Annotated in this window: 11 protein-coding genes and 1 riboswitch; of the genes, 5 read left to right on the top strand and 6 right to left on the bottom strand. The window is 64.5% G+C overall.

Features of this window, described 5'->3' with window-relative positions; genetic code table 11:
- The first annotated feature begins 81 nt into the window (after positions 1 to 81).
- Both Q2941_RS00985 and Q2941_RS00980 read left to right on the top strand, forming a co-directional pair.
- Positions 82 to 2034 carry an alpha/beta hydrolase domain-containing protein gene (locus Q2941_RS00985; protein ID WP_458191293.1) on the top strand — a complete coding sequence of 651 codons (1953 nt, stop codon included), beginning with the start codon at positions 82 to 84 and terminating at the stop codon, positions 2032 to 2034.
- 296 nt (positions 2035 to 2330) lie between these two features.
- Complete coding sequence (locus Q2941_RS00980) at positions 2331 to 2717, top strand: response regulator transcription factor (protein ID WP_035661096.1); 387 nt, start codon at positions 2331 to 2333, stop codon at positions 2715 to 2717.
- A gap of 3 nt (positions 2718 to 2720) precedes the next feature.
- Here the strand turns inward: Q2941_RS00980 and Q2941_RS00975 are convergent, their stop codons facing one another.
- Together Q2941_RS00975 and Q2941_RS00970 are read right to left on the bottom strand one after the other, a co-directional pair.
- Positions 2721 to 3383 (bottom strand): response regulator transcription factor, encoded by a 663-nt coding sequence (locus Q2941_RS00975; RefSeq protein ID WP_035661099.1) that lies wholly within the window; start codon positions 3381 to 3383, stop codon positions 2721 to 2723.
- A gap of 409 nt (positions 3384 to 3792) precedes the next feature.
- A complete protein-coding gene (locus Q2941_RS00970; protein WP_254113171.1) occupies positions 3793 to 4677 on the bottom strand; it encodes a LysR family transcriptional regulator in 885 nt (294 codons plus the stop codon).
- Between the two features lie 132 nt (positions 4678 to 4809).
- Here Q2941_RS00970 and Q2941_RS00965 point away from each other — a divergent pair, with 132 nt between their 5' ends.
- Entirely contained in the window at positions 4810 to 5748 is a 939-nt protein-coding gene (locus Q2941_RS00965; protein WP_254113172.1) for a ring-cleaving dioxygenase, read from the top strand.
- Positions 5748 to 6401, top strand: a complete 654-nt coding sequence (locus tag Q2941_RS00960; protein WP_458191292.1) for an alpha/beta hydrolase — start codon at positions 5748 to 5750, stop codon at positions 6399 to 6401. The genes Q2941_RS00965 and Q2941_RS00960 overlap by 1 nt, the downstream gene beginning before the upstream one ends.
- Positions 6402 to 6407: 6 nt before the next feature.
- Here Q2941_RS00960 and Q2941_RS00955 read toward each other — a convergent pair whose 3' ends face one another.
- Entirely contained in the window at positions 6408 to 7856 is a 1449-nt protein-coding gene (locus Q2941_RS00955; RefSeq protein WP_458191291.1) for a PepSY domain-containing protein, read from the bottom strand.
- A gap of 12 nt (positions 7857 to 7868) precedes the next feature.
- Positions 7869 to 10217, bottom strand: a complete 2349-nt coding sequence (locus tag Q2941_RS00950) for a TonB-dependent receptor (protein ID WP_458191290.1) — start codon at positions 10215 to 10217, stop codon at positions 7869 to 7871.
- Positions 10218 to 10334: 117 nt separating this feature from the next.
- A riboswitch (cobalamin riboswitch) is annotated at positions 10335 to 10534 on the bottom strand.
- A gap of 75 nt (positions 10535 to 10609) precedes the next feature.
- On the opposite strand from Q2941_RS00950, the gene Q2941_RS00945 reads away from it, so the two are divergent.
- Positions 10610 to 11182, top strand: a complete 573-nt coding sequence (locus Q2941_RS00945) for a histidine phosphatase family protein (protein WP_254113175.1) — start codon at positions 10610 to 10612, stop codon at positions 11180 to 11182.
- Positions 11183 to 11188: 6 nt separating this feature from the next.
- On the opposite strand, the gene cobT is transcribed toward Q2941_RS00945, so the two are convergent.
- Both cobT and cobF read right to left on the bottom strand, forming a co-directional pair.
- Positions 11189 to 12247, bottom strand: a complete 1059-nt coding sequence (cobT, locus tag Q2941_RS00940) for a nicotinate-nucleotide--dimethylbenzimidazole phosphoribosyltransferase (protein ID WP_458191289.1) — start codon at positions 12245 to 12247, stop codon at positions 11189 to 11191.
- A 35-nt stretch (positions 12248 to 12282) separates the two neighbouring features.
- The gene (gene cobF / locus Q2941_RS00935; protein WP_027521091.1) at positions 12283 to 13032 is read right to left on the bottom strand and encodes a precorrin-6A synthase (deacetylating); all 750 of its coding nucleotides are present in this window, start codon (positions 13030 to 13032) and stop codon (positions 12283 to 12285) included.
- Positions 13033 to 13067: the final 35 nt, after the last annotated feature.

Genomic DNA, 13067 nt, shown 5'->3' with positions numbered 1-13067 from the left:
ACGCGACGCTCGTGCGCAGCTTGCCAGATCACGCCCGCGGCGCTCTACTCATCATGTCCTGACTCTGGGAGGAGACACGACATGGTACGTTATCCTGCTCTGTTGAGCGGGCTGATTGCCCTTGCCCTCACCACCTCCGCCAATGCTGAGGTCACGCGCTTCAACATCCTCGAACGCGCCGCCTCCGTCCTGCAAGGCCGCAGCTTCGGCGCCGCCGGTCAGGTCGAGAAGATCGCCGCGCGTGCCACCATCGCACTCGATCCGGCCAATCCCCACAACTCCGTCATCACCGACCTCGACCGCGCGCCGCGCAATGCCGACGGCAAGGTCGAAGCCATCAGCGACGTCGTCATCCTGCGTCCCGCGCATCCGAACGGCATCCTGCTGTTCGAAATACCAAACCGTGGGCGCAGGCTGATATCGGCGTGGTTCGACAACAGCTCGATCCAGGGGAGCATCCGTCTCGAGCAAGCGGATGACATGGGCCGCGGCTTCCTGCTGTCGCAGGGCTACACGCTGGTCTGGGCCGGCTGGCAGGCGGATTCGCCCACAGGCGCTGGCTTGCTGGGGATCCAGGTGCCGGTCGTTACCGGTATCACCGGACCCGTTCGCGAAGAGTGGAGTTTCGGCGACACGACGAACCCGCATCGCGCAACGCTGAGCTATCCGGTCGCGGACCGAGCCAGCGCGCAATTGTCGGTGCATGCCCGCGCCGACGATCCGCGACAAACTCCACCGGAGCTCAAGTTCAGCTTCGTCGACGACACGACGATCGAGATCACGCGCCCGCCCGGCTTGATCCCGGATGCGCTGTACGAGCTGACTTATACGGCGCGCGACTCGAAGGTGACTGGCATGGGCCTCGCCGCGATCCGCGACGTCACCGCCTTCCTGCGGCGCGAGCGCGGTCCGACCAATCCGCTCGCGGCCGACGGCCAGAGCGGCATCTCGCGGGCGATCGGGCTCGGCATCTCGCAGTCCGGCCGCGTGCTTCGCGACGTGCTTTATTTTGGGATGAACGAGGACGAAGCCGGACGACTGGTATTCGATGCGATGATGCCGATCATCCCCGGCGCGCGGCGCAGCTTCACCAATGACCGTTTTGCCGAGCCAGGCCGCAATCCCGGACCCGAGTTCGACCGGCTCTATCCCGTGCTGCGTTTCCCCTTCACCTATGCCGTCACGGAGGATGCATTCACTGGCCGGCGTGACGGGCTGTTGCTCCGCTGCGGCCTGACCAACACCTGTCCGCGCATCATGCAGGTCGACTCCGAGTTCGAGTTCTGGGGATCCGAAGCGAGCTTGCTCGTCACCGACACGCGCGGGCGCAATCTGGAGCCGCCGCCGGAGGTGCGGCTCTACATGGTCGCAGGCAGCCCGCACGGCAATGTCGCGAGCGCCGTCGTGACCCATAGACCGACCTGCACCCTGCCGCTAAATCCCGTCTATGGCGGTCCCGCCTTCCGCGCGCTGCTGACCGACTTGCGCGCTTGGATCATCGAGGACTTGCCGCCGCCCGCAAGCCGCTACCCGACACTCGCGCAGAATACGCTTGTAGCGGCCGGCGATGTTTATCCGGTGCCGATCCCCGGCCTCGGCTATCGCGCCCAATATGCGCGCGCGGAGGCGATCGAACAGGCAACTCCGTTGCCGAAGGTGCGCGGGGAATACCCGCTCTATCTGCCGCGCGCCGGCGCTGATGGCAACGCGCTGGCGGGCATCCGGTTGCCGTTGCTTGCTGCGGCTCGCGCGACCTACACGGGATGGAATGCGATCGCCGGGGCAGACGGCGCGCAGACTCTGTGTTCCCAGATGGGCGGTACGCTGGCGTTCGCCGGCACGCGCGCAGAGCGTCTTGCCGCCGGCGATCCCCGCCCCTCGATCGAGGAGCTCTATCCCACGCCGGATGCCTATGTAGCCGCAGTCAAGGCGGCAAGCATGCGAATGGTCGATGACCGCCTGCTCCTCCCAGAGGATGCGGCCGATGCCATCGCGGCGGCGCAAGCCGGCACGCTGGCCCGGCTCGCGCCTTAAAGCACGATGAGAATGGGATGAATCAACATCGCGCTTTAGGTTATTGTTTGAGCATGATCTCCCGCGCAAACGCGTTCCGCGTTTGTCGCGAGGGAAAACCGCTTCGCGCTTTGGGCTAACGTGGCCCTTCGGGTCGGGATCATGCTCTAGCGATTCCGAGCGAAGTGCCGGCACGGCGACGGCAACCAGGTATACATCTGTATAGTCGCCGCGACTGACGGTTGGACCTAAGCTCTCGTCAACGGTCGGGATCATCGTTGTCGTCCCGCCGATGCCCGTTTTCGGGATGACGGATCGTGCAAGTACCCCATGCAGGACGGCTCGTTGCGATCGTAGACGACGACAACTCGGTTCGTACCGCAGTTGGCGGGCTGCTGCGCTCCATTGGCGTTTCTGCGGAGGTGTTTGCATCTGCGGAGGAGTTCCTGCGCTTCGCGAAGATGGATCAGGTTGGTTGCTTGGTCGTCGACGCCAATATGCCGAACATGAGCGGACTTGATCTGCACCAGACACTGATCGGCCGGGGAAATTCGATCCCCACGATCATCATAACCGCCTATCCGAGCGACCATGTCCGGGCGCGCGCCCAGCAGAATGGCGTGCATTGCCTGCTCACCAAGCCGTTCAACGAGGACGATCTGCTCAGCGCCATTGGCAACGCCCTGGCTCGAGCAGGCCGGTGACCGTCAAGCCACCTTGCCGCTGTCGTTCGATTTTCCCAGCGCAAGAAGAACCCGGTCGGCCATGCGCGATAATTCGGGCAGCGACTTCGCATGCATCTTTCGCATCACCTGGCCGCGATGAACCTTGACGGTGATCTCGCTGAGGCCAAGCTCCGCCGCGATCTGCTTGTTCAGCCGGCCGCTCACGACCAGCGCCATGACTTCGCGCTCCCGCGGCGTCAAGGTTTCGAAGCGCGCCTTCAGCTCGGCGGCGATCTTCTCCTGCTCGAGCCATGTCCGGTCGCGGGCGTGGCCAAGCTGGATCGCGTCGAGCAGGTCCTGTTCGCGAAATGGCTTTGTCAGGAATTCGATTGCGCCGCCCTTCATCGCCTGAACGGACATCGGGATATCGGCATGGCCGGTGATGAAGATGATCGGCAACTGCCGCTTGCCGGTGCCGAGTTCGCGCTGCAACTCGAGTCCGCTCTGCCCCGGGAGACGGACATCGAGCACCAGGCAGGTCGGCCCTTCCGGCCGCCCCGCATCCAGAAACTCGCTGACCGAGCCCATCAGGCTGACCCGAAATCCTGCCGACCGCAGCAAATTCCCAAGCGATTGCCTTATGCTCGGATCGTCGTCGATCACGACCACTGTCGCGGGTTGGTCCTTGTCCTTGGGCTCCGCCACAAGCGAACCTTGACACGTGCTTCGACCGAGGAGTGTAGCGGGCACCCCAAGACGAGGGAAGCGCTCGATCAGCCCGCGTGGCTATCCATGCCCCGACCTTCCGGTGAACAGACTGAAACCATTCAGCACGCTCGGCTATGCCATCGTATAGCTAGCGAAGTGAAACGAATTCAGTAAGTTAGTGGCATGAGGAACGAAACCATATCACTCGTTTTCCCGGCGCTCGGCGTTACGATGCTGATAGTCGCGATCGTCCTGCTCGCCGGCGTTTAGCCCGCCTCAACGGGCGCGCGTTCTGACGGACGCCAAGCGCGGGCAACGTCAGCACTCACTGAGCAAACGTTAGCGCACGGCCGCGGCTCTGCACGAGCCTTCACCTGGTGCGTTGCACCGAAACCCGTCCGGCGTATCAGCCCTCAAACCGTTCCACCAGAAAATCGATGAACAGACGCACCTTGAGTGCGAGATGGCGTGTCGGCGGATAGAGCGCGTAGAGCGCCAGTGGCGGCGCATGATAGTCATCGAGACAGGTCCGCAGACGCCCCGTCTGCAATGCGTCCTCGCCGATGAAGACCGGAAGCAAGGCGATCCCCCGCCCGGCCACGGCCGCATCGCGCAACACTTCGGCATTGTTGACGCATAGCGTCCAGGACGGCTGGATCCAGTGATCGCCATCCTTGCCTGACAGCTTCCACTGGTTGCCGGTGGAGAGGAATCCGTAAGTGAGGCAGTTGTGATCACGCAAATCGTTGGGATGCGCTGGCACGCCGTGCCTCTGGAAGTAATCGGGTGAGGCACAGATCACACGGGCGATCGGCACGATCTTGCGCGCGATCAGGCTCGACGACTCCAGGTCGGCAATGCGCAGGGTGACATCGAGGCCGTCCTGGAGCGGATCGACATTCTCATCGCTCAGCACGAGCTGGATGCGAAGCTCCGGATAGCGCTGCATGAACTCGGCGATGGCCGGCCCGAGCCGAAGCGTACCGAACGACATCGGCGCATTGACCCGCAATAGTCCACGCGGTGCCGCCTGCGACTGGGTGACGGCCTGGTCCGCTGCCTCGAGCTCGCCGATGATACCGAGTACGCGCTCGAAATAGGCCTGGCCGTTTTCGGTTGGACTGACGCGGCGCGTGGTGCGGTTCAACAGCTGCACGCCGAGCTCGTCCTCGAGCTCGCCGACATATTTGCTCACCGCGGACCGCGACAGGCGCAGCGCCCGGCCCGCTTCGGAAAAGCTGCCGAGTTCGACCACCTTCGCGAATGCCCGCAGGCTCGCCAGCTTGTCCATTCAGGCCACCGTCCAATTGTCTCCGATTCATAGACAGTGATGCCATGAAAGGCCAGATTGTCTTTGAAACAGGGCAGAACAATATTTCCGGCATGACGAGCCAACAGGGCTCACACGCAATGGAGACAAGCTATGGCCGGCCTTCACCACGTCACCGCGATTTCCGGTAACCCGCTGCGGAACCTGAAGTTCTATCGAGATCTTCTGGGCCTGCGGCTGGTCAAGAAGACCGTGAATTTCGACGATCCCGGCACCTATCACTTCTATTATGGCGACGAGAGCGGCACGCCCGGCACCATCCTCACCTTCTTCCCATGGGAGCATGCGGCACCGGGCCGGGGCGGCGTCGGCCAAGCCCAGCAGACCGCCTTCCGCGTGCCGGCGCGCTCGATCGGCTACTGGACCCATCGCTTCATCGAGAAGGGTGTCGCGCACGAGGCACTGGAGAAGCGCTTTGGCGAGAGCGTGCTGTCCTTCACCGACCCTGACGGCATGAGCCTCGCTTTGGTCGGCGTGCCCGGCGCCGAGAACGAGCGCGCGTGGAGCAATAGCGACATTCCGGCCGAGCACGCGATCCGTGGCTTTCACGGCGTGACGCTGCTGCTCGATGATGCCGCCAAGACCGGCGCCATCCTGACCAATGTGCTCGGCTTCGAGGCCGCCGGCCGCGAAGGTTCGATCAGCCGCTATCGTTCGCCGAACGCAGTCGGCGGCGTCGTCGACATCTACGAGGCCAAGGGCTTTCTGCCCGGCCGCATGGGTCGCGGCTCCGTGCACCACATCGCGTTCCGCGCCGCCGACGATGCGGCGCAATCGGAGATGGCGCGCAAGCTCGTGACGGAGCACGGCATGCACCCGACCGAGCAGAAGGATCGCAACTACTTCCGCTCGATCTACTTCCGCGAGCCCGGCGGCATCCTGTTCGAGATCGCGACCGACATTCCCGGCTTTGCCGTGGACGAGCCGCTCGCAACACTGGGCGAGGCCCTGAAGCTGCCGCCCTTCCTGGAGGCGCATCGCAAGGACATCGAAGGCGTGCTGCCTTCGCTCGACGAGACGCAGGTGGCGTGATGAGCAAGCCCTCTTTCATCCACCGCTTCGAGAAGGGCACGCGGCGTGATCTCGCGCCGCTGCTGCTCCTGCACGGCACCGGCGGCGACGAGAATGATTTGATCCCGCTGGGCCGCATGGTCGCCCCCGACCGCGCGCTGCTGTCGGTGCGTGGCCAGGTGCTGGAAGGCGGCGCACCGCGCTTCTTCAGGCGCCTCGCCGAGGGCGTGTTCGACGAGGCCGACGTGGTGCGCCGTGCGCATGAGCTCGCCGACTTCGCCGACGCCGCGCGCAATGAATACGGCATCGCGGCGCCGGTGGCTCTCGGCTATTCCAACGGCGCCAATATCGCGGCCGCCATGCTGCTGCTTCGGCCGCAAGCCTTGGGTGGCGCCGTGCTGCTGCGCGCGATGGCGCCCCTGGCAAAGCCGCCGCAGGTCGATCTTGCGGGAAAATCGATCCTGCTGCTCTCCGGCCGGCAGGATCCGATCGTTCCGCCAGGCAACGTCGAGGGCCTTGCCGAGACTCTCGCCGCATCGGGCGCGCGAGTGGAGGGCCGCGTCTTGCCAGTCGGCCATCAACTCTCCCAGCTCGACGTCAACCTGGCACGCGAGTGGCTGGCGGAGGAAGGATTGTCCGACGGCTCACGCCGCAACGAAGCCGCGAACGCGTGATGTCTGTCACGGCCGCAACATCCCGGTGCCGATTGTGTAACGCAATCGGCGCCAGCCGATGACAATGCCGGTGAGCGAGAACAACAAACCCAGCGCACACAGGCCGACGATCAAGGCGCTGCGCATGTAGGGATGCTCCGTCAGGATCGGAACATCCAGCGTATGGAGCGCGCTGTACAGCCAGCGATAGGCCCGTCGCGACCAATCCAGTCGCTGCAGCATCATCCCGTTCGAACCGTCGATGTCGAACCAGACGTCGCCGCATCGCGTGCGATAGACGGGACCACCCGGCACCGCAGATGATGCCGGGTAGTCATCGTTCCCATGGACGAGCAATGGAAGGCCGCACCCGGTTGCAAGACGCTCCGTCAGTCCGGTGATCTCGCGTGGGGTCAGAAATGCCGGCGAGTCATCCGATGCTGCGCCACCTGCACTGAACAGGATCTGCCTGTCGAGACCGACGCGATCGCGCCGATAAAACCTCCCGTTGAAGGCGAACCATTCGACCTCGCCCGCGGACGGCGAGATCAACGGCCAGTTCGCCACTGCCAACGTGCGCCAGTCGGGCACGGCAGCGGCGACGTCCGCCTCAGCCTGCGTCAACTGCCCGCGCGAGAACAGGCGCCCATGGTCCATGGACAGCCAGCCGCTGAAGATCCAGGTCAGCACGAAGACCGTCACCAACAATCCGATGACGTGATGCAACGCATGCCAGCCGCGAAAGGGTGAGCGCATTCGCCCCTTCCAAACCCAGATCCGCGCGATGCCCAGCACAGCGCCAAGCACGGTCGCGATCAATGCGATCAGCGAGAGGCTCCAGACCGCCCCGTCCCAGAGCGACCAGTTGCGTCTCAGCACGGTCGGATAGATCCAGTGCACGACGCTGCCGACGAGATTCCACCCGCGCTCGCGCCGCGTCGTATCCAGGACGATCTCGCCCGTGACCGACGACACGTAGAGCTCGCTCCCATCAGCATCGCCGAGCGCCACGCGGAACAGCGGCCGATGCCGATCGAAGCCGTTTGGCACGCTCCATTGATCGTGCTCGGCAAGCGCGACGACTGACGCGCGGGCAACATCAAGCCCGCGCCGTCGCGCATGATCCGACGCGATGGCAAGTGCAACGTCCGGCGACATCACGGTGGCGTCGGTGCCGTCCGTTGTGCGGACGGCCCGCGACCGCGAAGGTCCCACGACGACGTAGACAGGACCGTCGCCCCGCCCGATCAGCCGCACGTGCGCGGCGTCGGACAGTCCGCTCGCCGCGACGGCGTCCGACGGCCCGATCGACGTAGCCACGTTTTGCAACGGTGCGAGACCCTCGAAGCGTTCCGCTTCACTCAGCGAGGGAAACGGAACGAAGTGCATCACGATCCCGCTTGCGAACCACATCGCAAACAGAAGGCAGAATGCGATCCCGAGCCAGCGGTGCAGCAGAATCATCGCGCCCAGCATGCTATCAGCGCCTCACCATTTGAACGCGGCGGAGATCTCGTAGGTGCGCGGTGCGCCCAACAGGACCTGGTCGGGGTAGAACGGATCGCCCCAGATCGCATAGCGCCTGTCGGTGATGTTGCGCACGCGGAACGTCAGGCGCGTCTGCTCGACGGCGGAGAAAACCGCCTTCGGGACGTCGACGAAGGCGTAGACGTCTGCGATCGTGTAGGCGTTCAGTGTCACGGTGTTCGCGTCGGTGTTGTAGCGATCGCCGACGTGGCGTCCGACGATTCCGAGCTCCACCGGCCAAGGTGTGAAGAAAGGTGTGAAGAAGCGATAGGATGCGCCGGCATTGGCGACGATGCGCGGCACGTTCGGCGGCGTGTTTCCCGAGAACGAGCCGCCGGCGAAGTTGTAGTCGGCATAGCGCGCGTCGACATAGGCGATATTGCCCCACAGCCGCATGGCGTCCGTCACGCGTACGGCACCGGCGAGCTCAACACCCTTGGACTCCTGCCGCCCGGCGATATTGAGCTGCATGCCACCGGCGGCTGCGTAGACGTTCTTGCGCAGGATGTCGTAGGCCGAGAACGACCACTCCGCCCTGTTGTCCCAGAACAGATGCTTGACGCCGGTCTCGTAGGTGCGCGAGGTCGTCAGGTCGAGCGGCTGGGTGGGCGCGAGCAGGAAGATGTTGTTGGCCGAGACATCGGCGCCGGTCGCGTACTGGCTATAGAAGGTCAGGCCGGGTACGGCTTCCCAGGTGTAGCCGATGCGGCCCGTCACCGGCGCCCAGTCCTTCGTGAACGGGAAGCCCGCGTTCTCTAAGCCGAACTTGTCGGTCGAGTTGCGGTCGAGCCCGATATGCTCGACACGCAGGCCGCCGATCAATGCGAAAGTCCGCGTCAGCTTCAGCCGGTCTTCGAACGACAGCGCCTCGTTATCGATACGCGCGATCTGCTGCTTGGTCGTGAGATCACCGTAATAGCCGCGGTTTGGATCGACCAGTGAGACATAATCGTTCGGGAAATTCGCGGCACCGGGCCTGACGAAGTCGAGGTAGCTCGACGACGACGTGGTGACTAGGCGATTGTCGAAACCTGCGATGTTCGCATCCCAGATCAGGTCGGTGATATTGCCGACGAGGCGCTGGCTGTGCGCGACGTAGAAGCGCTCGCGATAGACTTGGTTGTTCGTGGAATCGAACGCCTCAATCTCGTTGTTGAACCACGTGCGCTCTGCGCCGTAGCCATAGGCTTGGCTTTTCAGCGTGAGGTCAGGCGCCAGCTTCAGCTCAAAACCGCCGCGCAGCCAAACCTCTTGCGCCACGTTGCGGTTGTCGAGAACGTTGTAGTTGGTATTGAAGGTGCGGTCGTCGATGGTTACGGCCCCGAGATTCTTGTAAGTCCCGGAGACGATACCCGTCGTGGCGTTGGCTCCAGCGAAGGCAACGGGCACCAGCGGCGCACCCCAATAGGCCTTGGAGCGATCCTCCCTGTACTCGACCGCGCCCCAGATCTTGAGGCTGTCGGAGATGCGGTGGTTGAGCTGGCTCGACACGTCGAGCGTCTTGGTGCCGGTATCGTCGGCAAAGCCGTTGAGCGAGGAGCGGCTGACGTCGAACCGGTAGTCGAGGCTCTGCACGCTGGTGCTGCCGCCGGAGCCGTAATGGGTGCGGAACGAGTTGAGGGAGTCATAGGAGAAATCAGCTTCGTTCCGGACAGGGCCGGTATGCGGCTGCTTGGTCACGAGATTGACCGCGCCGCCGGCAGCACCCTCGCCCGACATGACCGATGCTGGGCCTTTCACGAATTCCACGGCCTCGAGATTGGCCGTATCCATGACGCGCGAGGTCATGTTCTGTGGGCCGATCTTGATGCCGTTGTAGAGGATATTGATCTGGCTGTTGGTGAAGCCGCGCATCGAGAAGGCCGAGGGCTCCGCCGGATTGTCGCCGGCGGTCACGCCGACCGCGCCCTGGGCGACGTCGGAGACGGTCCGGTAGCCCTGCTCGCGGATCGTCTCGGCCGAGATCACCTCGACGGTCGCGGGCACCTCGCGCACGGTCAGCCCCAGGCGCGAGGCGCTTACGGCTACTGCATTGCTGTTGAGCGGCGTCTGGCTTGTGTTTTGTGCGACAGGCTTCGGTGCAGGCGCGGCGGTTGCTGCTCTCTTCGGTGCCGCACGGCGGGTGCCCTGCCCGTCACGGCTGGTTACCGGTTTGCGGTTCTGGTCGCCATGCGGGGCAACCTCGATCGGCGGCAATTGTTCGCGGGTCGCTTGCGCCAAGGCTGTGGGGATATCAACGAAGACAAATGACGTAAGAATGCTGGACGCGAGCAAAAATTCGCGCAGCTTGCCGGCACGGGCGGAAGACATGGTTCGGGCCTCGGTATGACGTCAGTGGCACGTCACAGCGAACCAAGTCTCAACCTTCGGCGCGTTTCTCGCCTCCGGCTAAGCCAAATGTCTGTACTCCCCGACCGACATCTTCGCGTGTGACCACGGCTGACGGCAGGTCTCCTGGCTCGCGGGTCGTGACCTCTTCGCCGCCTTCCCGGGACCGAGAGCCCAGTGGCTAGTGACGAAGGATTCTCCGCTTACAGTTGCGGGGGCAGCCGCGGCATAGGGGAAAAATCCCCGCACCGCGTTCCCTTTTCATCCCCGATGGGGAAACCGTCACGAGCATCTAGGATTAAGTCCGGGACGGAGTCAATGTGAAGAGGTATGGCGTTCTTGTCGCAGCAGTGGAAACATCTTGGAGACGTTGAATGGAAGGAGACACCTTCCTCTGGCTGGTACGGCATGCGGTCGTCGATGGCGTTGCGGGGACGATCCACGCCATGGATGCGCCGGCCGATTTCAGCGACCGGACGCGCCTCGACGCGCTGCGGCGGTGTTTGCCGGAGAGGGCCGCGAGCTATGCGAGCCCGGCACGACGAACCGTCGACACGGCACGCGCACTCGGGCTTGATCCGATCCTCGTGCCCGCCTTCAGCGAGCAGGATTTTGGCGAATGGACCGGACGACGTCACGATGAACTCGCCGCTGCGGGCGGCGACGCCTATGCAAGATTCTGGGCCGACCCGGCGGGCTCAAAGCCCCCTGGCGGCGAAAGCTTTGAAGATCAAATCGCCAGAACCCGCGAAGGCCTCCACCGCATCGAAAGAGGATCAGCAATCCTCATCGTCCATTCCGGCACGATCCGCGCCGCGCTGTGCATCGCGCTCGACCTCGCCCCACAAGCGGCCTTGCGCTTTGCGATTGATCCGCTCTCGCTCACCCGCATCGACCGGCTGGCGAACGGCTGGCGCGTCGTCTCGGTCAACCAGTCGATCGCTTGAGCCCTATTAGGCCGGACGATCCGGAACATTGGCCAGCGCGAACGTTGCCATGCCATTGTGCAGGGCGCAGGCGAGCCGCACCAGCGGCAGCGCGATCGCCGCGCCCGATCCCTCCCCGAGCCTGAGATCAAGGCTAACCAGCGGCTGAACGTTCAGCGCACGAAGCACGAGGCGATGCCCCTGCTCTGCCGACTGATGCGACGGCAGCAGGAACGGCTGACATGACGGATTAAGCCGCGCGGCCGCCAGCGCAGCGACTGAGACGATGAAGCCGTCGATCAAGGTTGGAACGCGCCGCTGCGCGGCCGCGATGATGGCGCCGCAGATCGCCGCAATTTCGAGGCCGCCGACCGTGCGGAGCACTTGCTCCGGCGATGCACTCGCCTTCGTCAGGCCATGCCGCGCAAGCGCAGCGTCGATCACGCGCGCCTTGCGTGCACGCCCTGCCGCATCGACACCGGTGCCGCTGCCCGCGATTTCGTCGGCGCTCACGCCAAGCAGGCTCGCTGCGATCGCCGCCGATGTCGTGGTGTTGCCGATACCCATCTCGCCGAGGATCAGAAGGTCTGGCTGCTTCGCCGCCGCACGCGCCACCGCGCGCTGTCCGCATTCAAACGCAAACGCGAGCTCCGCCGGCTCCAGCGCAGCTTCCACGCTGAAATCGCGGGTGCCGCAGCGCGGCTTGTCCGCGACGATCCCCGCGACTTCCGACTGCGCCAGCGAGCCGGCATCGACGACCTCGAGACTTGAGCCCAGTTCGCGCGCCAGCACCGAGATCGCAGCGCCGCCCGCGGCGAAGTTCGACATCATCGCGATCGTGACTTCCTGCGGATAGGCGGAGACACCCTGGTCGACGATGCCGTGATCGCCGGCAAACACGATGATCGGCACGCGAGCGGCCCTCGGCTGCTCCGTTTCCTGCAGGCCCGCGAGGTCGATCGCGACCTGCTCGAGCCGTCCGAGCGCGCCGGTCGGCTTGGTCAGTTGCGCCTGCCGCGCCATCGCCGCCTCGCGATGCGCGGTCGAGATATCAGGGCATTTCTCGTAGACCCAATTGGGGAGCATGTCGTCCTGCCTCCGTTCACGCGACCGCGGTCGCGTCACGCTCTGCGTTTGAGAATGTAGCTGTCCATGATCCAGCCGTGCCGTTCGCGCGCCTCCTGCCGTGCCGCGACGATGCGGGGACCGATCTCGGCCAATGCACCCGACATGACGATCTGATCGGGCATGCCGAGATAGGCGCCCCACCAGATCTGCAGGCCTTGCGGATCGAGCGACTGAAATGCCGTGGCGCCGTCTAGCATCACCACCACGGTGCCGGTGCCGTCAGGCCAGCCGCCTTCGCGCAGTCGCCGCCCTGTCGTGACCAGAAAAGGCTCGCCGATATCGTTCAGCGGCAGCGCATGCGCCGCGCACAGCGCCTGGATCGAGGTGATGCCGGGGATGACTTCGATCGCGGGCAAAGGATCAAGCCGTCGCGCGATCCGCAAAGAGGAGTCATAGAGCGAGGGATCGCCCCAGATCAGCAGCGCGACTCGGCCCTCGCGTCCGAGATGCTGCGCAATCTCCCGCGACCAGGCTGCCGCGACCGCATCGTGCCAGTCGTCGACGCCCCTGCAGTAATCAGCCTCGCCCGCGTTACGCACCGGCAAGTCGAACTCCGCGATCCGCGTCTCTTTGTTGGTGAGTACATCGGCGCAAATCGTCCGCCGCAGGTCGGCGAGATCGGACTTCTGCGCTCCCTTGCGCGGGATCAGAACGAGATTGGCCGCGTTGATGGCACGGATCGCGGCGAGCGTGAGCTGCTCGGGATCGCCGCAACCGATACCTATCAGGGAAAGTGTGAGCATCACGAGTGTGAAGGGCGGCTATGGCGGCCGCCCTT

The organism is Bradyrhizobium sp. UFLA05-153, from assembly GCF_054185185.1.
Note: the sequence above shows the minus strand (reverse complement) of the source record. Positions and strands in the feature narration are given on the sequence as shown.